Below are 23,819 nucleotides of genomic sequence, written 5' to 3' on the forward strand. Positions count from 1 at the left end.
ATTTGTTAAAATAAGTAGACGAAGAAGGTGGATATGTGAAAAAAACATTGCTTACAACCTGTAATGCAAAATATATACATAAAAATTTGGCATTGCGATGGCTGTATGTGGCATGTGAGCATCGCGAGGATGTGCTTTTGAAAGAATATGTCATCAAGGATGATCCGCTACATATTGTACAAGATATTTTATCTATGCAGGTGGAAGTTGTCTGTTTCAGCTGTTATATTTGGAATATCGAAATCATCAAAGCTGTCATACGATTATTAAAGGAAACAAAGCCTGACTTGCATATTCTTGTTGGCGGTCCAGAAGTGAGTTATGAGTCTTATGATTTGCTTGAGCAAGGCGTAGATGCCATCAGCATCGGAGAAGGTGAAAAAAGCGTCTGGGAATATATAGCAATGCTGGAAGAAGAAAGTCCTCATGAGGTAGAGGGAATTTATACAAAGGCATTTCCCAATAAAAACTATCAACGCGTTGCATTGTCGTGGTTGGAAACATTAGCGAATCCATATTTTTTAGCTATGGATAGCCAGCAGATGGCAAATCGTTATTTCTATTTGGAAACGAGTCGTGGTTGCCCCTATGGCTGTAGCTATTGTTTAAGCTCTGCGGATCGTTGTGTCCGTATGTTTTCAATCGACTATGTTATGGAGATTCTTAAACAAATCGCCAATAGTGATGTCAAGCAGGTTAAGCTTTTAGATCGTACCTTTAATGCCGATCCTAAACGAGCTTTGCGTATTGCACGTTATATCAATCAAAATTGTAAGAATCAGATTTTTCAATTTGAAGTGGTTGCAGAAACATTAAGTGAAGAGTTATTGGAATTTTTCACCAAAGAAGCAGATGTAACAAGATTTCGCTTTGAAATCGGTGTCCAATCGTTTCATGCGAAAACTTTACAGAGCGTAGGCCGTATCCAAAACAATGAACGTTTGCATCAAGTCATTAAACGAATGCGTGAAGCCGGCTGTATTCTGCATGTGGACTTGATTGCCGGCTTGCCTTATGAAGATTTGCCAACCTTTCGACAAAGTTTTAATACGTTGTTTGCCTTACAGGCAAGCGAGGTACAGTTGGGCATCTTAAAGTTGTTAAAGGGTACCAAGTTAAAAAAGGAAAGTTCTTCTTATGGGTTACAGGCCCAAACAACAGCACCTTATGATGTTGTGGCTACTTCATGGCTGAGTACAAAAGAATTGAAACAGTTGCATGCCTGTGGCGATGCTGTAGAAAAGTTTTGGAATAGCGGCATCGCCAAAGATAGTATACAAGCAATCTTAGAGCTAGGCTGGTATCAAAATCCTTTTGATTTATTCATGGCATTAGGTGAACAATATCAAAAACTATCGCATCCTTATCAGCCACATGAACTGTTTTCCTGTTTTTATCCAATTTTACAACAGTCCAAACAAGCGATCGATGCTGTCTTGCTACGATCTTATTATAAACGCTTTAAACAGAAACCACATCGCTTTACAGATTGTTGGATCACGCAAGAAGAAAAGAAAAAACTCTTATCCTTTGCCTTTTGTAAAGGCATCGCAAATCAAAAGGAATTATTTTGTTATGGCTTAGTTGATGTTGGTTATGATCATGGACAGTTTGGCTATCAACTGATCTTGTACAATGCGCGACAAACCTTGCCAAGACGTTGGTTTATGAATAAAGAACTTACTTATATAAAGGAGCTGAAAGATATGAAAGAAATGATGATTGCGACAAGCAACGCTCATAAAGTCGAAGAATTTAAGGCGATGTTAGAGCCATTGGGGTATCACATCAAAAGTTTGTTGGATCTTAACGAGCCTATTGATATTGAAGAAACCGGGACGACCTTTCAGGAAAATGCTTTGATAAAAGCAAGAGCCATCTATGAGCGATACCACATTGCTGTAATTGCCGATGACAGTGGTCTGGCTGTGAATGCCATGCATGGAGAACCAGGTGTTTACAGTGCCCGTTTCATGGGAAGGGATACTTCTTATGATGTTAAGAATCAATATATTATCGATCAATGTAAACATGTTGCAGATAAAGGCTGTCAATTTGTCTGTGCGATTGCCTATGTTGATGAAGATGGGAAAGAGCAAGTATTTACCGGGATCGTTGAAGGTTTGGTGGCTGATCATATGGAAGGGGCAAAAGGTTTTGGCTACGATCCGATTTTTTATTATCCACCATATCAGACAACATTGGCGAATGTATCTGAAGAAAAAAAGAATGCCGTTTCTCATCGCGGCCGTGCTTTAGCACAATTGCTTGCTTATCTGGAAGGAGATAATTAATATGCTGCACTTAGTTTTATATGAACCGGAAATTCCGCAGAACACTGGGAATATGATGCGCACCTGTATGGCTACCAATACCAAACTTCACCTGATACAGCCCCTTGGCTTTTCTTTGGATGAAGCCCATTTACGCAGAGCAGGCATGGATTATATGAAGAAATTGGTTTATCGCTTATATGAAAATTGGGACGACTTCACGAAACAAAATCCTAGTAATAACTATTATTATATGACCCGTTATGGCAAACAGGCGCCTAGCCAGATTGATTTTACACAATGTGAAGGCGATATTTATTTAGTATTAGGTAAGGAGAGTACAGGAATTCCAAAAGCGATTTTAGCCAAACAATTGGATCATTGTATGCGACTGCCTATGGTGGCCAATGCGCGAAGCCTTAATTTAAGCAACTGTGCCGCCATTATCATATATGAAGTGTTGCGTCAGCTGGATTATCCAGGATTAAGCCCGGTGGAGGTTATTAAGGGAGAGGACTGGCTGAGTCAGTAATGGAATGGCTGGATCATTTTGTGGATACAAGAAAAAAACGATATCATCTGTTTTTTCTTATACTCCTTTGTTTGCTGTTGCTTTTAGTATTACCTTATGTGTATATCAGTGTGCGGTTGTTATCTTTGCAATCGTATGATGCACTTTATGCTATGTTGGATGATCCCATGCTATCTTATACGTATCTTTCCAGGCTAGTCCTAGAATTAATATCGCTTGCCAATATGTCCATTCTGCGCATTCTAGGATGCATGTTATCCTGTGTGCAACCGTTAGAAATACTAGTACTTCTCATGCTGATAATAGGTTTTCCCATTTTAGAACGAAAAAAAATAACCGGCATCACTTTGTTGGTACTAATCATGGAAATCTGCGTCATGTTTGGGTGTGTCATGTTGGGACTTCGGGCATCTTCACTTGCGCAAGCTATTCTTTATATACGAATGTTGGGAGCTTTTCTCCTTGTAGGTAGTATTTTGATAACAGGGGTTTTGTTTTATCATTTATATCGACGCATCCTTTATTATCGTCATGCGTTAAGTTATCTTTGCATTGAAGAAAAAGAACATACGGCATAAATCGTTAGCCATATGTTCTTTTTGCTTAGAATTCTTTTAGATTACGTAGGTTGGTTGATTTGTCTCCATCGTTGACGCCACGGATATGACGTGCACCATCACGGCCGGTAAAAGGCAGGGCATTTTCAATCATACCTTGTTCAACAGCCTCTAATGCCTGTTCGTAATCGTAAACATTGCCATTTTCGTCTTTAAACTCACTTAAGGTTCCATCAGAGTTACGACGGGCAGCTACGAAACGTGTTCTTTCACTGTTTTTTGATTTTTTCATTTTTACTTACCTCCTGTCATTATTGTGAGCCTCACATGTCGAATTATACTGGAAATAACCTTGAGAAAAACTGGAAACGATAGCGTTTTGACTATGGTTTTCCCTATATAAGTTCTTCACCTTTCAAAAAGGCAAACATGTTTCTAGATTAGCGGTACCATAAAAAGATAAAATGTGGTTATCGCAAAGAAAATAAAAGAGAAAGATAGGCGAATTCCTAAGGAAAACAGGCATTGTGATTGAATTTTTTTAAATTTACGCTATAATAGTTACCATAGTAAGAGGATGTTCCATGCCTCTTACCTCTTATACTTAAGAGCAAATGCGAATCGACATTACAATAGGGAGTGGTTATACTTGGACGGATCGCGAATATGCCTCATGATTGCATTAGTGGCTTTGATTGCTTTATCAGCTATTTTCTCATCTACGGAAACTGCATATTCCAGTGTGAATATGATACGTTTGAAACAGATGGCGAAAAGCGGCAATAAAAAAGCCAAAACAGCTTATACTATTTCTAAGAACTTTACAGCGGTGATCACTACAATCTTAATTGGAAACAATGTAGTGAACATTTTAGCTACTTCATTGGCTACAGCATTATTGACCGATATCTTTGGCACCAGCGGTGTTGCTTTGGCAACGGCTGTGATGACTATTCTGATTTTAGTGTTTGGCGAAATTGCCCCTAAAATCGTAGCAAAGGCAAAGGCAGAATCCTTTGTGCTCTTGGTTGCGAAACCATTATCGGTAATGGTGACGATCTTTCGCCCGATTTCTTTTGTGGTTGAATCTTTGGAAGGACATTGGGAAAAGAAGATGGACATTGAGAATGTTACAGCTACGGAAGATGAACTGCTGGAAATCGTTTCAACGATTGAGCAGGAAGGAGTTCTGGAACAGGAAGAGCGTGAATTGATCGAAAGTGTCATCGAATTTGATGATAAAAATGTTCGTGATATCATGGTGCCGAAAGATCAGGTTGTCTTCTTGTATGATAATGCAACTTATGAGCAGTTAAAAGCGGTGCTGAAGGATCATAAATTATCACGATTACCGGTGATTTCTTATGAGACCTTAGAGGTCGTGGGAATCTTACGCGTTCGTGATGTTTTAGATGCCTTATTAGAAGAGCGGGAAATCGTCATAAAAGATATGATGCAGGAACCAATCTTTGTCACTCAACGTAAAAAACTGCCGGATGTATTAGAAAATATTCAAAAGTCGCGAGAGCATATGGCAATCGTTGAAGAATCACAAACATCCCATGTATATGTTGGTATTGTAACGTTGGAAGATGTCTTGGAAGAACTGGTTGGAGAAATCTACGATGAATATGACCCTTTGCCAAATCATGTAGTGGAAATTGGACATCACACATTCGTGATTGATGGGAAAGTAAATTTGATCGATTTCTTCGATAAATATGTCGATGATCAGGATGCCCCAATCACCAAGGCCAGAAGTTTTGCGGCTTGGATATATGAATTAAATGCGCATCGCAAGGTACGCAAAGGTCGTGAACTTGAATTTGAAAATCTTGAGATCAAGGTACTGGATACCAAGGATGGCATGGCTGCCAGACTTGAGTTACAGATAAAGTCATTAAATGATGACGATGAATTGCTAGACTAGGAGGTTACATAGCATGAATATCTTTTTAAAAGCATTTAAGCCAGAAACGGCTCCAAAAGCATTAGGACCTTATTCTCCAGCGGTAAAGTTGGGTGATTTCGTTTATTTATCAGGACAAATTCCTTTGAATCCAGAAACCGGTGAAGTCGAAGGTACTACTATTGAAGAACAGACACATCAGGTTATGAAGAATATTAAGGCTGTTTTAAATGATATGGGACTTGATTATAAACATATCGTGAAAACAACAATTTTTGTCAGTGATCTAAACGATTTTGATAAGCTGAATGAAGTGTATGGTTCATACTTAGAAGAACCATATCCAGCAAGAAGCTGTGTACAAGTAGCACGTCTGCCTAAGGATGTAAAATTAGAAATTGAATGTATCGTAATTGATACTTTGGTTTATGAACAGCAGTTGGCAGCGCAGCAAAGCGGATGCTCAAGCTGTGGCGGTGGCTGTGATGGAGGCTGCTGCGACTAATTGCTATATGTCGTATCATATAGGTATTGTAAACATTAGGAAATCTTGATTTTTGAAGGATCAAGATTTCTTTTTTTTACATATCAAAATTTAACCATATTCGATAATTTTTAAAGATGTTTTTGATAAACTATCAAAGAATTTATAATTTCCCAATTCCTTTTGAAAGCTATGTTATGTTATAAGTTAAAAGGAGGGAAAACATGCTGTTAGCAATGTATCAAAAAAAAGAAATGACAGTGTTATTAAAGGAACATGGGAAGTACTGTATTGTAAAAAAACCTGTGTTATCTTTGCTAGAGGAAGCTTGTCTGTTTTATGGCAGTACGCTGCAAGGACGTACAATAGCCGCGAAAAAAATTTTACAGATTCACCAAAAGGTTCCCATTTTAGTGTCAGAGAAAAAGGAAACCCTCTGGTTTCCGACTGTTTCCGCTACGCGGGATGACTGTATCTGGATTCACGCCAATGAGGTAGTATCTTATCATGCAAAAGGGAAAAGGACACAGGTGATTTTTCGCAGTAAGGATGAAATAGAACTAGCGATTGCCTATCGGACAATACAAAGACAAATGCGACGATGTGAGCAATTGCGGATGTATCTTCGTGCTCATGAGTGAACACATCTTCCATGCGCAAATACGCTGATATCTGTTATAATAAAAGACGTAAAAAAAGGATGATGAATATGGAAATCTTATTTGGTATCTTATTAGGTGCTTTTTTGATCTTATGTATCGCTTTTTTTCTCTTTCGCCAATCACCGAAAGAAACTTTGCGTGTTAAAGAAGTGCTAATGGAAAATGAAAAGCATCAGCAAGAAGCACTGTTTCAGATGCAACAATCGATGCAGCAACAAATGCAACGTCTTCAGTTATCCATGCAAAGAGAGCTTGCCCAATGGAAGGAGGCAACTAGCGAACATTTGTATGTTATGGAAAAGCATGTGAATACGACGGTGCAACATGGCTATGAGAATACAAGTAAAGTATTTTCGCAGGTGATGGAACAGATGGGGAAGCTGGATGAAGGGCAGCGAAATTTAAAAGAGCTATCGTTATCAATCAACGATATTCAACGTGTTTTAACGGATAAAAAGACACGTGGTATTTTTGGTGAAATAGAACTATATTCATTGCTTGAAACAGCAATGGGAGTGAATACATCACGCTATGCAAAACAGTATAAATTAAGCAATGGAGCAATTGCAGATGCTGTTTTGTTTGGCAAAGAACCACTGCACATGATTTGTATTGATTCAAAATTTCCTTTAGAAAACTACAATCGTATCATGGCAGCACAGACGAAGGAAGAACAGCAGAAGTATCATACTATATTTGTCAATGATGTGAAAAAACACATTAAAGCAATTGCACAAAAATATATTTTGCCACAAGAAACGGCGGATTTTGCGTATTTGTTTCTTCCTGCTGAAGCTGTTTTTGCGTATTTATATGCACAATGTGATGAGGTTGTGAACTATTCTTATCAGGAAAAGGTGTATATGGTATCTCCTACCACACTGATGGCATACATCACGGCAATCAAAGCAATTTATTTAGGTGTCGAACGCAATGAGAATCTGGCACAAATGCAAAAAGAACTACAGAAATTAGAGATGGAGTTTGAACGTTTTGCAAAGCGTTATCAGAATGTGCAAAGTGATTTTGATAAGTGTTATCAGGATATGCGCTTGTTGTCTATCACAGCAAATAAGTTGCATATGCGTTTTCAAGAAATACAGGCAGTAGAGTTAACAAAAAAGGATACAGCGTAAATACACTTTTATCTATATCATGATAAAGAAGATTGAAAGCTATTTATGAAGCATAGCATTTCAATCTCCTTTTTTTCTGCGTTATGATGAAGCACAACTCATAATATCACAATTACAATCATGCATGTTTACTTTTCAATCTTAATGTTGTAATCACGGATCCAGCAATCAATCTGATAAAGATAGGCAAGTAATTGTGGACCACTCATTAATTGTCCATACCATGGCAGTTGAAAAGAAGCCCCTTTCGTAGCTATCAATTCTTTTAGATGCGCATCGTCTAAAAGCTCATGTAAAGCAGAAGTAGAGTCTTTATAACGTTCCATCAGCATCTTTGCGACAATATCAGCATATTGCGGATTATGTGTTTTCGGGAAAGGATTCTTTTTGCGCCAACATACTTCTTCAGGTAATTCATTTGCAAAGGCTTTTCGCAAGATGCCTTTTTCCTGCCCATGATAGAATTTCATCTGCCAAGGGATATTATATACGTATTCAAGCAAGGCGACATTTGCAAAAGGAGCACGAATCGTTAAGTTGGCACGATCACCTTCGCATACTTGACGTGTGACAAGAGTCTGCATGAACCATTTTAAACAAAGTTGTGTGTGGCGACGAGCACGTCGATCATCTTCACTGTCAGTATCCAGATATCGGATATCACGAATACTATCTTCATATTGTTGTTGTATATAAGCCTCATAACCCAATTGTTTTATATCATCCTTTAACAGTTCTATGCGCTGTGGGGTAGAACGTAACCAAGGAAAGGTTGGCAAATCTTTTAATTCATCACGATAAAACCAAGGATAACCGCCAAAAATTTCATCACTGCATTCTCCGCTTAGAATGACAGCTTCCTTTTGGGCAACCTGCTGACACAGCCAAAGCAATGAAGCATCCACATCCGCCATGCCAGGATGATTTCTGGCTAACATACTTTCTTCTAGGGTATCTGCTAATGTTTGTTGTTTGAGCATCAGCCAATGATGTGTACAAGGATAGCGTTCTAGCATTTGATTGATAAAGGTGTTGTCCATGGAAACCTGATACATGTTGCTTTTAAAATTTTTTGCATTTCCTTCATAATCCAAAGAATACGTATGCCATTCTTTCTCTTTTGCACAAACAGCTGTAATAATACTACTATCTAAACCACCAGATAAAAAAGATGCCTTACAATGATGCATTTGTTGTTGTATAGAATGACATAAGAGATCATGCACTTTTAACGTAGTCGTTTCCATATCATCATGATGCTCGATGGTGGGTAGCTTATAGTATGTCTTAACTTTGATATCCCCATTATGGATGCGTAAAAATGAACCCATGGGCAATGAAGCAACATTGGCAAATAATGTTTTATCCATTGATAAGCTCGGACCAAAGGAAAATAGCTCTAAAATACCGTGACTATTCAAGATACGCGGTTGTTGACTGGCTTCTAGCAAAGCATCTATACGATTGGATAGCCAGATGGTATCGTTTGTCTTACTATAAAATAACGGAGATAATCCTAAGGGGTCTTTTGCGGCAAAAACATCTTTGCCACTACTGATAACAAAGGAATAGGCTCCTTCTAATTCCAACATGGCATCTTCGCCCCAACGTTGATAAGCAAAAAAGACAATATCTTCCAGACGCTCCTGCAAAGGATAGGCTTCCTTTAATAATTGATAGATACTTTGCGCATTATATATTTCTCCTTGAACGATTACTTCATAAGCTTTATTTTGATATAAGATGAGTTTAGCCGCATCACTATGCGTATGTTGCTGTATCTTCATGACATAAGTTTTCATGATATCCTTCCTTTCATCTTAGTGTATGTCATTTTCTCAAAAAGTAGTATGAAATGTTTGTAATTGCATGAAAGCATAACAAAAAAGATAACGCAAATGTAAGAATTTTCGATGATGGGAAGAGTAAAAATTATCATTTCGACAAAGTCTTGCATCCATGTAAAAAGATAGTATAATAAGCGTGGTAAAGAGTAGGGAGCAGGAGTTTATATGAGTATACAAACAAAATATAAAGATTTGGTCACGATTGGCTGTGTGATCATCGGTTCATTACTTTGTGCTGTTAATATTAATACATTCATCAGCGCAGGAGGATTATTTCCAGGTGGCTTTACCGGCTTGACTGTTTTGATACAGCGAAGCTTTGAAAAATATGCAGGCATCAGCGTATCATATTCCCTTGTCAATTTCACCTTGAATGCTATACCCGCCTATATTGGCTATAAAACCGTTGGGAAAAAGTTCACGTTTTATTCATGTGTCATGATTATCCTTACCGGTGTATTCGTTGAAATTTTACCAACGACGAATATCACGGAGGATATTTTGCTTATTACGATATTTGGTGGAATTTTACAGGGAGTAGCATTAGGAATTGCGCTTCGTGGTAATGCCAGCAGTGGGGGAACGGATTTTATTGCAATGTGGATATCACAAAAAACGCATCAGCCAGCATGGAATTATATCCTGGGTATGAATGCTGTGATGCTGATTGTTGCAGGGTATTTATTTGGATGGGATAAAGCACTATATTCCATCATATTCCAATTCTGCTCAACGCAGATTATAAATACGGTACACAAGCGTTATAAAAAAATGACCGTTTTTATCGTAACCAGTGATCCGGATATCGTTATTGAGGAAATTCAGAACACCACGCATCATGGCGTGACACGTTTTGAAGGAATCGGTACATACTATGGACAACCGCGTACGATGCTATATACTGTCGTTGATAGTATGGAGGTAAAGGGTTTGGTAAATCGTATTCGTGAAATTGATCGTACCAGTTTTGTCAATGTAACAAAAACAGAATACGTCGAAGGAAAATTCTATCAGACACCAATTGAATAAAAACAAAGAATTTCAAGATTATGGTCTTTATGCCAACTTGGAATTCTTTTTTCGTTATTTATCATAAGCACTTTGTAGTATTTCGATTTCCAAACGCGATATCTTCGCTTCATGTGTTAACTTACTCGTGACATGTAGAAAAGCAGCAGAGGATATTGTTATCTGTTTCATAGTGTAAAAAGTTCCTTAAAGCAAGTAAGAAAGCCTAAAAGAAAGGACTTATTTTATGAATTGTGATGTAAATGTGATTTAAAATATAAAAAGACTTCTGTTATTAATAAATATGTATTATAATATAAGAACATGAAGACACTAGATAAAGTGAGGTTGCTATGAAGAAAAAACATTACATTGTCAGTATGATGGCTGTTATCTTTTTATACCTTCTGGGAATTGGCAATTTTCATGGTGCCTTACAAGCAAATAATCAAAAAACGCAACATGCGAGTACTAAGATAATTAAAATAGGCTTTCCTATTCAAGAAGGCTTAAGTATGAAAGATGAAAAAGGAAATTATACAGGCTATATGTATGATTACTTAAAAGAACTTTCTCAATATACCGGATGGGAATATGAATTTATTGAAAGTAAAAGCGATGATGTAGACACACAAATATCAGAATTGCTAGATAAATTAAACAAGGGTGAAATTGATATGCTTGGCAGTATGCGTCGTAGTGATGAACTTGCAAAGCTGTATGATTATCCGACCGAAAGTTATGGCTACGCTTATAATGTATTAGCTGTGAATAAAGATAATGACTGGCTAGATTCCTATACGCTAGCAAATGGCAAAGAGATTACCATTGCTTTACAGAAAAAGGCAGAAATTAGAAATGGCCAATTAAAAGAATATGTAAAAACCAATGGCCTAAAAGTGAACTATAAGTATTATAATAACGGTACTGCGCAGATGGAAGCTGTAAAGAAAGGGGAAGCAGATGCTTTATTAAGTGTGGATATCGCCTTAGCCAGTGATTTTCGGGTTATTGCACGTTTTTCACCGGACCCTATGTATTTTGCAGTAGCCAAGGGGAAAACAAAGATTGTCCATGATTTAAATAAAGGAATGGAAGAGCTAAATGAAATAAACCCAACGTTAAAGCAAACGCTCTATACGAAATATTTTGAGGAAAAACTGGATCATGTTATTCTGACGCAGCAGGAAAAGGATTACATTAAAAAGGCAAAAACGTTTCATGTGATGATTATGAGCAATCAAGCTCCTGTTCAATATGTTAAAGGTAATAAGGCAACGGGAACGGCGATTGATATACTAGAAGACATCAAGGAAGAAACCGGGTTGCAGTTCTCATATGAGTTTGTAGACAACTATCATGAATATGAAGAACGTATGTTGCATCATGAAATTGATATCTTGGCCTCAATCAATTATGATTATTCCTTAAACTATATAAACACGATGAGCGTGACGAACGCGTATTTAAAGGCACCATTGCAGATTGTTTTACAAAAGAATACAGATTTAAATGCTTTAGACAATAAAAAATTGGCGATACGCAAAGAATTATCTTCAATCTTAAAAAGCCGCATTGATCCACACAATGTTATCTATGCGAACTCTACACAAGACTGTTTAAAAGCTGTTCATGATGGGGAAGCAGATTATATGATTGATTCTTCTTATGCCATCAGCTACTATATGAATCAGCTGGGATATCGTTCTATGATCAGTGTTGCCGATGTAAAAGGAGATATGTTAAATTATAGCTTTGGTGTAGTGGATGGAAATGATCATATGCTAGTCGGTATTTTGAATAAATGCATACGCAATTTGAAAGAAGAAGATATTAATACCTATATATATCAGCATTCACTAGATAAAGCGACCTTTACTTTGCGGGATTATATTCAGCAGCATATTATTGAAAGTATGGTGATAACGCTGTTGATCATCATTTGTATTGTTGCTGTTTTCAGTTATTTTTATCATCGCCAATTGAAAATGAAACGCCAGATTGAAGTAGAAAACAATCGCTATCGGATGCTAAGCAAGATCACACAAGAGATAATTTTTGAATATGACTATGAAAAAGATATTTTAAAGCTAGGGGATAAGCATAATTTCTTAGCTGAAACAAATGAAATTGAGAATTACGCAAAAGATATTTCATCAGACAAGAAAAAGGATGAATCTTCTTTATTCCAATGCATTATGGAAATGAAAGACACGGATCGTGAAGTTTTGATACAGTTAGCCAACAAGGAAGTGCGTTGGTTTCATGTCGTAATGAAGGTGGTTTATGACATGGATAGACCGGTGTATGCCATCGGTCGTGCTGTTGATATTCAAGAAGAAAAAACAGAACGTGAAAATCTGGAAAAAAAGAGTATGATGGATGCGCTGACTTCTGTTTATAATACAGCTGCTTTTAAAAAGAAAATACAATTGGAATTAGTGCGTGATAAAGGCATGTATGCGTTTGGTGTTTTAGATATTGATTATTTTAAAGAGGTCAATGATGAATTTGGCCATTTCATAGGAGATCAAGTATTGATCCATTGCGCAGATGTCATGCAGAAAGCATTTGGGGAAAAGGCATTGATAGGAAGATTAGGTGGCGATGAATTTGCTGTTTTCCTGATGGCACCACAAGATGAAAAAGCGGTAGTGAATGGTTGTGCAAGATTACAAAAAGCTCTGCAGACGACAATCGAAGGACTGCCCAATATCACCTTGAGTATGGGCTTTGTTATGACGAAGGATGTTTGTGATTATAACATTCTGTATCAAAAAGCAGATAAGGTTTTATATGAGGTGAAAGCAGCCGGAAGAAATGCATATTTCATAAAATCATAAATTAGATTGCTGAGTTTATGCTATGGAAGAAGATTAAAAAGAAAAGATTTCATTGATGGTGAAATCTTTTTTATCATGTGACACACATGGGATAGAATTAGGTGGTGAAAAGACCACTGTAGGGACGTTAATAAAACCTTGAAGAAAAGAGATCGAGTATCGTTACTAGACCAGTAGCAATGAAAGCATAGTTTTGTATGAATTCAACCGTCGTATACGTTTTTACGTACGATGATGTAAGAGGTCGAAAAATTGATCGTTTTCGATTGTTGTTCTTATCTATGAGAATAGGATGCGTAAGGGGGTTTTCATAAAGTATTTTTGCCAATTTGTATGATAGGTGACATAGTATAATAAACTGCTTAAGGCGAAGCCTAAGATAACATCAATAAAACTATGTTGTTTTAATACCATGGTAGAAATACAAATGAATACGCTTATTATAAGGCAAGCACTTTTCACAAGAAAAGGATGCTGAAACAGATGGCTGCGACAGACGACAAAACAGATTGCTATCGTGCTTGCGACATGGATGGAAGGACAAACATTGGTCGGTGTATCTATTTGTTGTAGTAATCGTGCGATGTCTGCTAACCAATTTGTATGTGTGATATTTACACGTAAATCTAATCCATTGGGTAAAATCATATAAATAAACAGACAAATGCTCATACCGGTAAACATCATAAAACAAAGCTCAAGAAATTCTTTTCGTGAATGAAAAAGAAAATAACAAAGCGATATTGCTAATAAAGGAAACCAGGTAAAATAAGGAATGACGAAGCTTTCATGAAAAGGAATCATATCATCGATAAAACAGTGAATATAATATTTCGGAACGACAAAAGTTTCTAAGAGTTCAAAGATTATCAGATATGGAATAAAATAAAAAAGGGCATAGGAATAAGGATGATCATGTAGCCAACTTTTGATGGATCGCATCATGAAATACCTCCTTCGTAATGTGTTTATTATATAAAAATTTATCTAAGATTACAATACACTAAAATAGATCATAGGTCATTTGTTTTTACGATTTTGTTTTTCAATTTGTCAATTCATGTTAAAATATTTCATAGAGAATATAAGAAAGGAATGTATGAAATGCTTTGGTTGTGGATCGGATGTGGCATAATGATGATATTGTTGGTAGCTGCCTATTGTTTAGGTAGATATTTTTTCCAGCGAGCATTTGATGCAAAGAGTGATAAATCTGATATTATCCAAAATGCTTCACATAGGAAAAAGAAACCAGAAGATCTATGGTTTGAGCAAGAAGTTTCACATATTGATGTACAAATCAAAAGTCATGATGATTTAACGTTACAAGGAACAATCATCAGAAACCACAAAACAAAATGGGTCGTTTTGGTGCATGGGTATATGGGGTGCAAAAAAGATCTTATACCGGCAGCGAAACGCTTTTACGGTATGGGATGTTCCGTGTTATTGATTGATTTGCGTGGGCATGGGAAAAGTGAAGGAACTGTCATTGGTTTTGGAGCATTGGATCATTTAGATATTCACGCATGGTGCAAATACTTAACACAGCAATATCACGCTACCGATATTGCTTTATATGGTGTAAGTATGGGAGCTGCCAGTGTCATGATGTGTGCTGATGAAACCAATGGATGTGTTAAAGTCATCATCGAAGATTGTGGTTTTACTTCTTTACGCGAACAGTTAACCCATCAATTAAGAAAAATGTTGCCTCACGTACCGCCTTGTATACCGCTTTTTTGTTTATCTTTATGTTTAAGAGCAAAAGCCGGTTATACATTAAAACAGGCATGTCCTATGGATCATGTGGCACAGGCAAAGGTTCCTATGCTGTTTCTGCATGGCGAACGTGATAATTTTATTCCCATTACGATGATGGAACAATTAGCAAAAAGTTGTCCTACTTTGCATCATGTTGTACGTTTACCAAAGGGAAGACATGCCAATAGTTCTTTATTAGAACCACATCTTTATTGGGAAGAGGTAGTATCATTTTTAAATAAGATTCAATTTCTTCCATAGCATAAAAGCTTTTTATGAGGGCTTACTTGTCTTTAACTTGCATCATCCAAGTAACTCATAAAAAGCTTTTAATTTTTAATTACTTCTTCTATTGTTTGAATCATTGCCTGCATCTGTGATGTTAGCCACTTATTACGATGATAAAACACCTGTTGCCATACCTGAAGATGATAATCGTGTGGCGTCAGTATTTTTAAAACACCTTTCTGTAATTCCTCTTCTACACTAAAGCGGGGAAGAAAGGAGATTGCGAGGCCTTGTTTTACCATATCTACAAGAAAGGCAGTATTGCCGATTTCTAAAAATGGTTTTACGGTTAGTCCCATTCGGGCAGCCTGTTGCTGCAAAGCATAGCGATAACTGGCATCTTGTTCCGTAAGCATTAATTTTTCTGATAAGATATCAGCTAAGGTTATTGTTTTCTTTTGACATAAGGGATGATCGTAACGGGCAACAAATAAAACATCAGATGGATATTCTAAAACTTTGATCCATGCCCCATCTTGCAGCTGTTGATCCATTAAATATACCAAATCAACCTGATTATGATTCATATAATCCAGTAATTGATCGATCGAAGCTGTTTCAATACGTAAGGAAACACCGGGATAGCGTTCATGAAACAATTTACAGATGACAGGAAATATGGAAGAACAAATACTCTCTATCATTCCTATACGTAATGTTCCGGTGAGCTGTGTTTGCGTTTTCATGGCGTTGCAGGCAGCATCTTTTGCTTGCAAGATTTCATTGGCATGGAGCAGAAATAATTCTCCTTGGGCCGTTAAAGATACGTGACGAGGAAAACGTTCAAATAAATGGGTTTGCAATTCTTCTTCCAGTTGTTGTATCTGAATTGTTATCGCTGCTTGTGTGTAGCCTAGGGCTTGCGCTGCTTTGGAAAAGCTTTCTAATTGTGCGGCTGTTACAAAGGTCTTAAGATGCTTGAAATCCATATGTCCTCCATAAAAAATATTTAATTGAAGTATAAAATATATAAATTATTACTATATGTAAAGACATGATATACTAAGTATATAGGAAAGTCAACAAGGAGTAGGGATATGCGAAAAGAAGACAGTATGTATCAGAAATATATTAATATTCTAAAAACAGAATTGGTACCGGCCATGGGATGTACAGAGCCAATAGCAATCGCTTATGCGGCAGCACTTGCCCAAAAAACTTTACAGGAAGATGTGAAACATGTTGAAATATATGCAAGTGGCAATATCATCAAAAATGTTAAAAGTGTAACAGTACCAAATACCAATGGACGAAAGGGCATCTTAGCGGCAGCAGCCATCGGTATTTGCGCCGGAGATCCAGATAAAAAATTACAGGTAATTTCTAAGGTCAAAACAGAGGATATTCAAAAAATGGAAAAATTTCTGGATACTGTAGATATGCAGCTTCATCGTATCCAGAGTGGCTGTGCTTTGGAACTTATTGTAAAGGTATTTAGCGAGAAACATCATGCACTTGTACATATACGTAATACACATGCGAATGTTGTTCTCATCAAACATGATGAAGCAATTATTTATCAAAAAGAAGATGAACTGCAACAAGAAACCGGTTATTCTTTACAGATGAAACAAATCTATGATTTCGCAATGTCTGTTGATGTTAAAGATGTAGAAGAAATCTTAGAACGTCAAATTGCGTATAATGAAGCTATTGCCAATGAAGGTTTGCGGGGAAATTATGGGGCAGGTATTGGAAATGTATTATTACATACATATGGAACTGCGGTAGAGGTTAAAGCTAGAGCAATGGCGGCAGCTGGCAGTGATGCGCGTATGAGTGGCTGTGAACTTCCGGTCATCATCAATTCAGGGAGTGGAAATCAGGGGATGACTGCTTCTTTACCTGTTTTGGTTTATGCTAAGGAATTGCATAGCTCACATGAACAATTGATGCGTGCCTTGATCATAAGTAATCTGACAACGCTTTATCAAAAACAATTTATTGGGCGTTTATCGGCTTATTGCGGTGCTGTCAGTGCCGGAGCTGGTGCTGGAGCTGGTATTACATATTTACTTGGTGGTGATTATGAGCATATTTGTCATACGATCGTAAATGCTTTGGCAATTACGAGTGGAATGCTTTGTGATGGAGCTAAACCAAGCTGTGCTGCGAAGATAGCTTCAGCAGTAGATGCCGGAATCCTAGGGTATGCAATGTATAAAGAAGGAAAACAATTTTATCGCGGAGAGGGCATTGTGGGTGACTCTATCGAAAAAACCATGGAAGGCATCGGTCAACTAGCACGCGATGGCATGAAAGAATGCGATGATGAAATTATCCGTTTAATGATTCAATCCATATCATAGGGCATATTACATACTACATCAGACGATCATAAGCACGGTGGTATATGAGATACATATATTATTTTCTATGTGCTAAAGATTTCATAAAGGAAAAGTCTTTTAAAAATAAGGAACACGGATTAAAGCCAGCAGGGTACTTATATTATAGAGACTTTTCTTTTCTATAACTTATCTTTTATCTGATTCTTTTGTTATGGCTTTTTGCGCTTTTAGTTCCTGAATATTAATATCGGGAGTGACTATCGTATAAATACCACACAGAATGGTGTTGGTATAAAAGGTGATAACTCGCCATAACAACATCATAGCAGCTGCATTGACTTTACCAACGATAGGAGTAAAGATGAGTGCAAATGTTGTTTCTGCTACACCGTGTTTGCCGTAGATTGGCAAGGAAGATAAAATGAGATCGACAAAGAAAGAGGCACTGAAAAACAAGGGGATATCATATAGACTGACTTCTATATGCAAGGCAATTGCGATTAAGATAGGCAGCGAATGGCGTAGTATTAAACGTAATGTATTTACTAGATGGATGCGCAATAGCAGTTTTCGATCTTGTACATATAAAATATTCACTGCTTGTAAAGATTTGCAAAATTGTTCCAGTTTTATTTCGATTGAAGCAGTCGTAACATGAAGGTTTAGCTTTTTCATAAACCAGAGCAATATCTGTATGAGAAGATGCTGCAAAAAGGGCCAAAAGAAAAGCAGCGATACAGCTATGAGCGGTATAAAACCAATCAGAAAACCGATAAAGGCAAAGGGGATTTCTTTCATAAACTGATTCACCAAAAAATCATAATTGATAGCGATGGCGAATGCAGCAAGTAATAAATAAGATATCTGATAAAGCAGCTGATCCATGACCAAGATAGAGCAAGCAACATCTGCTTTAAGTTTTTTCATCTTGAACATGACCATTTGTGCTGCTTTAGCAAACGCAGAGGCACTGACATTCATCAGAAACAAAGAAACAAGACCATTAGAAATGCCATTGTATAAACGATAATCATCTTGTGCTTTATGTCCTAACATACCAATGATGACACCGCCTAATATGCAAGTAATAAAACTTACCGTGATCAGTAAGAGTGAATGGTAGAAATCGAGGTTTTGCAGTAATTGTAAAATATCTTGCAAATCATCTTTTAAAGTAAGATACAACATGCTGATGACAAATAGAGTCAAGATCAGAATTTTTATAACTTGCTGATGTTTCTTCATAGTACTTCCTCTTTTTTCATTAGGATACACCTTTTTCATAATAAGAGCTAGTAATATAACGATTCTTTAGACAATAACAGGCAATTGTTCAGTATTGTAATTTGATAGAATTCATCCATTGTTCAAGAATATGCTGTTGTTTTTTCGACAATGTTGATAGGACCATATGTAAAGCTTCTTCCCAATCTGCACTTGCTGGCAACAGTAAAAGTTCATCAAGTGTTACCCAAGCGGTAAAGACAAATTGCTCAGCATAATGATGGCGCAAGAAGATGGCGAAATCCATAGGAGTATACGATTGAAATAATACCGTTAATTCTTCCAAAGAAAAGATATAACTATCCCAAATCTCGATCATATCTTGGAAATTATGCAAATGCGTTCGAAAATAATGTATTTTTTCAGTAGTCGATGTCATAGCAGATAAGACTTCTTGATGGTGTGTGAATTCACTATTTAAACAAGCGGTCATTACTTGTAAGGTATATTGTTTTGGCGTGTTATCCTCAAAAATAAAAAGTTCTGCATGGTTTTCCATATCGTTTTGCAGTCGTTGATTTAGAATAGGAAAATAGGCATACACATACACATATACATCCTCGTCAAGATATGGCTGTAAGCTTAGATACATTTGTTGCAAAAGCTCCTGTGGTCGCATTATGGATAACCTTTTATTAAAAGCATCAAGAGCAGCAGCATCCAGCTGAACTCCATAAGATTGTTTCAGGTATACATGTAACAATACTTGAGGCAATAAGACTTCCACCAGATTCTGATTTAGTTCAAACAAAGAAACGTGTCGCTGCATTTGATAAAGCTTATAAATCATCGGAAGTTCTTGATAAAAAGGTTTCAGAAAGGCTACTTCATAAGATAGTTGTTCCAGATAATGAGAAATTAAATCAATTCCCTGTAAATGATACATTGCATGCTCCAAAGGCAAACCATCTAGCAATGGATAATCGATATCTTCTTTTTCAAAAGCATACAACAAAGGAGCATAAGGCGATGATAAACGTTTGAGATAGGTTGGAAAAAAATCGGTAAGGAGATAACGCAGACGTTCATTTGGGTACCATTCGGCATAGAGCTGGACTTTTGCTAAGCGGTGTTTGCAAGCATGGCATAAAAGCTCTAACTGTTGTAAACCATGAACATAACGTTTTTTTAAAGATGCATCATCTGTGGCATGATGGGCTATATAAGTAATGCTGATAAGCATATCGTTTGCTACGTGACGAGGAACACAGCTACTGTTATGGTGTGTATAAAGCTGAATCAAATGTTTAAGTAACTCCAGACGCTCTTGTTGCTGGTCGCTACTCTTTTTTTGTGTTTGTATGTTAGAGCTCATTTTCGTATTTTTAGCTGTTTGCAGCACCGTTTTATAAGGACTTTATCAAATGTTCCATATTGCATATGAAAGGTAAGCAGGGTATGCAGTATGGTGGCATCATTCACTTGCCAGGAAAACAAAGAGCGTAATTGATAATAGGAAAATATGGCATCATGAAGCATGGGTAAATATCGTGTTGCATCTGCATAAGGGGAGGCAGCCAGCGCTTTTATCAGCTCATATAAGATGTGATAGTCACTCTCTACCAAGTCAAAAGCGCTACAAGCATGCTGCACACTTTGTTTTAAGGCTGTCATATCTTCTGCACGCAGATGGTATCCATAAGATTGAAGTTGTTGATTGAGCGTTTGATTGACGGATAAAGCTTGAGATGTCGTATGCATTGATGATCACTTCCTTTCATGTAAAGAGTTTTATCACAAATAGGAAGCGAGGTATAGTCTTGAAAAAATGATGAATTTATGGTATTATATGAATACAAATAAGAGAAAAAAATCTTTAAACTATATGTCGATGGTGTTGAAACATCATTTTTTTATTTTATCGGGATGAAAAGAGCAGATACAGGGATTGAAGAAAGGGCATAAACAAGTCTCAATACAGTATTTAATCATACGAACGTATGATAGAAGTACATACAAAAAAAACATCGGTAAATACACCGATGTTTTGCGTTATTTCTTAAGGACGTTTTACGATAACAGCAGTACCCTGTCCGCCACCGATACACAGAGATGCTAAACCAACTTTTGCATCACGTTTGATCATTTCGTGGATCAATGTTACTAAGATACGGTTACCAGATGCACCTACTGGATGACCCAGTGCAATGGCACCACCATTTACGTTTGTCTTGTTCATGAATTCTTCGCGATCGATACCGTGTTCTTCCACTAATTCATGGATAACACCTAAACTCTGTGCTGCGAATGCTTCATTCAGTTCGACTAATTCAATATCCTGCAGTTTCAGACCTGCATAGTTCAATGCATGACGAATTGCTGGAGTAGGACCTAAGCCCATAGTCAATGGATCTACACCACCTTGGCCGATACCGATAACTTCACAAATTGGTGTTAAGTTATATTTTGCTACAGCATCTTCACTAGCTAATAATACAAAGCTTGCACCATCATTGATACCAGATGCATTAGCAGCTGTTACAGTACCATCTTTAATGAAAGCTGGGCGAAGTTTTGCCATTTTTTCAGGAGTAGATTTACGGTTAGGATGTTCGTCAGTATCAAAGATCACAGTTTCTTTTCTCAGTTTTACTTCTACTGGAACGATTTCATCTTTGAAACGTCCGCTATCAACAGCAGCTATTGCTTTCTGTTGAGATGCATAACCGAATTCATCTTGCATTTCACGAGTGATGTTATATTTTTTCGCAATATTTTCTGCGGTAACACCCATGTGAATACCATTCATAGCATCAGTTAATGCGTCGTAGATCATATGGTCCGTACATTTGAAATCTCCCATTTTGTTTCCTGTACGAGTGTTTGCAGGAATTAGGTAAGGAGCACCTGACATGCTTTCTACACCACCAGCAACAACGATATCATTGAAGCCAGTCTGGATAGACATAACACCTTCCATTACGGTACGTAAACCGGAACCACATACCATGTTAACGGAATGTGAACAAACAGATTCAGGAATACCAGCAGCCAATGCAACCTGACGGCCGATGTTCTGCCCCAATCCTGCACTTAATACGTTACCACACAGCAGTTCATCAACATTTTCAGGGGCAACGTGTGCGTCTTCCAGTAATGCTTTGACAACAGTAGCACCTAAATCAACTGGTTTAACTGTTGTTAAAGAACCCAGAAAACTACCGATTGCACTACGTTTAGCGCTAACAACATAAGTTTTTTTCATTTTCTCTACCTGTCTTTCTTTTTCGAAACCTTTCTTGATATGAATACTAACTTCATACATGAATATGATACCGAAAAAGGATACAGATGTCAACAGCTTGTGAAAAAATTAATAAGTTCTGTATGCATACTTTTGGGTGTTGTAAGTTTAGGATGTTGTCCCTTTATAAGTAGGAGGAAACGTTATCATTTTGATGCATCTTGACTACAATACTAAGAATTCCCAAAAAAGATTAGATTCAAAGCATAAGCATTTAACTAAAGTGTACATCAAGAGCCAAGGATATGACCTACTTATACAAGATTTTTTCTTTTCATGAATAGAAAGGGATGGTAAGCAGGAAAGGTAAGGATAATACAGGAAGAAAGGGTGCTAATGAAACGGGTTTTTTGTTTCTGTTAAAACTTGTTAAAATTTTAACAATTGTGTTGACGAAAGGAAAAAAGAGGGATAAAATTATATATGGATTATGGCTCCCGAAACGCCGGGATACCGCCTGTTATATACATTATTTATATATAGGCGCATGTAAGAATCCTATTAGTTCAAGAACATTCAAGGAGAGGAGAACACTTATGGACTTCATGTTAACAGAACAACACAAAATGATGAAGAAACTATTCGCTGAGTTTGCTGAAAAAGATGTCAAACCTCTTGCAGCAGAAGTCGACGAAGACGAACGTTTCCCACGTGAAAACGTTGAAAAAATGAGAGAGTGCAAAATGCTCGGTATTCCATTCCCAAGAGAATACGGCGGAGCAGGTGCAGATTACCTGAGCTACATTCTGGCAGTTGAAGAACTGAGCAAGAAATGTGGTACTACAGGTGTTGTATTATCTGCCCATACTTCTCTGGGAACTTGGCCAATTTTTGCATTTGGTACAGAAGAACAGAAAAACCGTTATCTGCCTGATTTATGTACAGGTAAGAAACTGGCTGCTTTCGGTTTAACAGAACCAAATGCCGGTACGGATGCTGCTGGTCAGCAGACAACTGCTGTAAAAGATGGCGATGATTATATCTTAAATGGTACAAAGATCTTTATTACAAACGCTGGTGAAGCTGATGTATATGTAATCTTTGCGATGACTGACAAGTCTAAGGGAACACATGGTATTTCTGCCTTTATCGTAGAAAAAGGTATGCCAGGATTTACAGTAGGACAGCACGAAAAGAAATTAGGTATTCGTGGTAGTGCTACTAGTGAATTGATCTTTAACAATGTGCGTTTAAGCAAAGATCAGCTGTTAGGTCAAGAAGGTAAAGGCTTCAAGATTGCCATGATGACACTGGATGGCGGACGTATCGGTATCGCTGCACAGGCATTAGGTATTGCTCAGGGTGCAATTGATGAAGTTGTTCCTTATGTGAAATCACGTAAACAGTTCGGTCGCCCTATTTCTAAATTCCAGAACACACAGTTCCAGTTGGCTGATATGCAGGTAAAAACAGATGCAGCTCGTCTGTTAGTTTATCAGGCTGCGATGGCTAAAGAAAACGGACAACCTTACACATACTTAGCTGCTGAAGCAAAATTATTTGCTGCTGAAGTTGCCATGGAAGTTACGACAAAAGCAATCCAGCTGATGGGTGGATATGGTTATACACGTGATTATCCAGTAGAAAGAATGTTCCGTGATGCAAAAATTACGGAAATCTACGAAGGTACTTCTGAAGTACAGCGTATGGTTATTTCTGGACAGATGTTGAAATAATAAAAGGAAAGGAAGAAGATC

Annotated in this window: 20 protein-coding genes; 12 read left to right on the forward strand and 8 right to left on the reverse strand. The window is 37.3% G+C overall.

What is annotated here, in order from left to right; all coding sequences use genetic code 11:
* Positions 1-35 precede the first annotated feature (35 nt).
* From rdgB to KJS44_RS06160, 3 genes are read left to right on the forward strand one after another with little or no spacing between them, the layout of a single operon-like run.
* On the forward strand, positions 36-2,294 hold the full coding sequence (gene rdgB, locus KJS44_RS14745; RefSeq protein ID WP_008688817.1) for an RdgB/HAM1 family non-canonical purine NTP pyrophosphatase: 2,259 nt from the start codon (positions 36-38) through the stop codon (positions 2,292-2,294).
* Between the two features lies 1 nt (position 2,295).
* Positions 2,296-2,805 (forward strand): tRNA (cytidine(34)-2'-O)-methyltransferase, encoded by a 510-nt coding sequence (locus tag KJS44_RS06155; RefSeq protein WP_008688815.1) that lies wholly within the window; start codon positions 2,296-2,298, stop codon positions 2,803-2,805.
* A gap of 20 nt (positions 2,806-2,825) precedes the next feature.
* A complete protein-coding gene (locus KJS44_RS06160) occupies positions 2,826-3,383 on the forward strand; it encodes a hypothetical protein (RefSeq protein WP_226896921.1) in 558 nt (185 codons plus the stop codon).
* 25 nt (positions 3,384-3,408) lie between these two features.
* Here KJS44_RS06160 and KJS44_RS06165 read toward each other — a convergent pair whose 3' ends face one another.
* Complete coding sequence (locus KJS44_RS06165; RefSeq protein ID WP_008688812.1) at positions 3,409-3,654, reverse strand: DUF3892 domain-containing protein; 246 nt, start codon at positions 3,652-3,654, stop codon at positions 3,409-3,411.
* A 381-nt stretch (positions 3,655-4,035) separates the two neighbouring features.
* Between KJS44_RS06165 and KJS44_RS06170 the strand changes: the two genes are divergently transcribed.
* The 4 genes from KJS44_RS06170 to KJS44_RS06185 all read left to right on the forward strand — a co-directional run bounded on the left by KJS44_RS06170 (position 4,036) and on the right by KJS44_RS06185 (position 7,553).
* On the forward strand, positions 4,036-5,292 hold the full coding sequence (locus tag KJS44_RS06170) for a hemolysin family protein (protein ID WP_008688810.1): 1,257 nt from the start codon (positions 4,036-4,038) through the stop codon (positions 5,290-5,292).
* Between the two features lie 13 nt (positions 5,293-5,305).
* Positions 5,306-5,776, forward strand: coding sequence for a RidA family protein (locus tag KJS44_RS06175; protein ID WP_008688809.1), 471 nt, complete (start codon positions 5,306-5,308; stop codon positions 5,774-5,776).
* A 203-nt stretch (positions 5,777-5,979) separates the two neighbouring features.
* On the forward strand, positions 5,980-6,396 hold the full coding sequence (locus tag KJS44_RS06180; protein ID WP_008688807.1) for a competence protein ComK: 417 nt from the start codon (positions 5,980-5,982) through the stop codon (positions 6,394-6,396).
* A gap of 68 nt (positions 6,397-6,464) precedes the next feature.
* On the forward strand, positions 6,465-7,553 hold the full coding sequence (locus KJS44_RS06185) for a DNA recombination protein RmuC (RefSeq protein ID WP_008688805.1): 1,089 nt from the start codon (positions 6,465-6,467) through the stop codon (positions 7,551-7,553).
* A 128-nt stretch (positions 7,554-7,681) separates the two neighbouring features.
* Here the strand turns inward: KJS44_RS06185 and KJS44_RS06190 are convergent, their stop codons facing one another.
* Complete coding sequence (locus KJS44_RS06190) at positions 7,682-9,355, reverse strand: asparagine synthetase B family protein (protein WP_008688803.1); 1,674 nt, start codon at positions 9,353-9,355, stop codon at positions 7,682-7,684.
* Positions 9,356-9,565: 210 nt separating this feature from the next.
* On the opposite strand from KJS44_RS06190, the gene KJS44_RS06195 reads away from it, so the two are divergent.
* Both KJS44_RS06195 and KJS44_RS06200 read left to right on the forward strand, forming a co-directional pair.
* Entirely contained in the window at positions 9,566-10,429 is an 864-nt protein-coding gene (locus tag KJS44_RS06195) for a YitT family protein (protein WP_008688802.1), read from the forward strand.
* 332 nt (positions 10,430-10,761) lie between these two features.
* Entirely contained in the window at positions 10,762-13,251 is a 2,490-nt protein-coding gene (locus KJS44_RS06200; RefSeq protein WP_008688800.1) for a GGDEF domain-containing protein, read from the forward strand.
* A gap of 279 nt (positions 13,252-13,530) precedes the next feature.
* Here KJS44_RS06200 and KJS44_RS06205 read toward each other — a convergent pair whose 3' ends face one another.
* The gene (locus KJS44_RS06205; protein WP_017144636.1) at positions 13,531-14,196 is read right to left on the reverse strand and encodes a phosphatase PAP2 family protein; all 666 of its coding nucleotides are present in this window, start codon (positions 14,194-14,196) and stop codon (positions 13,531-13,533) included.
* Positions 14,197-14,355: 159 nt separating this feature from the next.
* Here KJS44_RS06205 and KJS44_RS06210 point away from each other — a divergent pair, with 159 nt between their 5' ends.
* Positions 14,356-15,276 carry an alpha/beta hydrolase gene (locus KJS44_RS06210; protein WP_008688798.1) on the forward strand — a complete coding sequence of 307 codons (921 nt, stop codon included), beginning with the start codon at positions 14,356-14,358 and terminating at the stop codon, positions 15,274-15,276.
* A gap of 68 nt (positions 15,277-15,344) precedes the next feature.
* On the opposite strand, the gene KJS44_RS06215 is transcribed toward KJS44_RS06210, so the two are convergent.
* Positions 15,345-16,232, reverse strand: coding sequence for a LysR family transcriptional regulator (locus KJS44_RS06215; RefSeq protein WP_008688797.1), 888 nt, complete (start codon positions 16,230-16,232; stop codon positions 15,345-15,347).
* A gap of 108 nt (positions 16,233-16,340) precedes the next feature.
* Here KJS44_RS06215 and KJS44_RS06220 point away from each other — a divergent pair, with 108 nt between their 5' ends.
* Positions 16,341-17,612, forward strand: coding sequence for an L-cysteine desulfidase family protein (locus KJS44_RS06220; RefSeq protein WP_008688796.1), 1,272 nt, complete (start codon positions 16,341-16,343; stop codon positions 17,610-17,612).
* A gap of 168 nt (positions 17,613-17,780) precedes the next feature.
* On the opposite strand, the gene KJS44_RS06225 is transcribed toward KJS44_RS06220, so the two are convergent.
* From KJS44_RS06225 to KJS44_RS06240, 4 genes are all read right to left on the reverse strand, one after another.
* Positions 17,781-18,839: a lysylphosphatidylglycerol synthase transmembrane domain-containing protein gene (locus KJS44_RS06225; protein WP_008688795.1), complete on the reverse strand. Its 1,059-nt coding sequence runs from the start codon at positions 18,837-18,839 to the stop codon at positions 17,781-17,783.
* Positions 18,840-18,927: 88 nt separating this feature from the next.
* The gene (locus tag KJS44_RS06230) at positions 18,928-20,193 is read right to left on the reverse strand and encodes a DUF6179 domain-containing protein (protein WP_008688794.1); all 1,266 of its coding nucleotides are present in this window, start codon (positions 20,191-20,193) and stop codon (positions 18,928-18,930) included.
* Complete coding sequence (locus KJS44_RS06235; protein WP_008688793.1) at positions 20,190-20,579, reverse strand: DUF6323 family protein; 390 nt, start codon at positions 20,577-20,579, stop codon at positions 20,190-20,192. The genes KJS44_RS06230 and KJS44_RS06235 overlap by 4 nt, the downstream gene beginning before the upstream one ends.
* 298 nt (positions 20,580-20,877) lie before the next feature.
* Entirely contained in the window at positions 20,878-22,083 is a 1,206-nt protein-coding gene (locus KJS44_RS06240; RefSeq protein WP_026006713.1) for an acetyl-CoA C-acetyltransferase, read from the reverse strand.
* Between the two features lie 575 nt (positions 22,084-22,658).
* On the opposite strand from KJS44_RS06240, the gene KJS44_RS06245 reads away from it, so the two are divergent.
* The gene (locus KJS44_RS06245) at positions 22,659-23,798 is read left to right on the forward strand and encodes an acyl-CoA dehydrogenase (RefSeq protein WP_008688791.1); all 1,140 of its coding nucleotides are present in this window, start codon (positions 22,659-22,661) and stop codon (positions 23,796-23,798) included.
* The last annotated feature ends 21 nt before the right edge of the window (positions 23,799-23,819 follow it).

The organism is Longicatena caecimuris, assembly GCF_018406465.1.
Taxonomy (GTDB): Bacteria; Bacillota_I; Bacilli_A; order Erysipelotrichales; family Erysipelotrichaceae; genus Longicatena; species Longicatena caecimuris.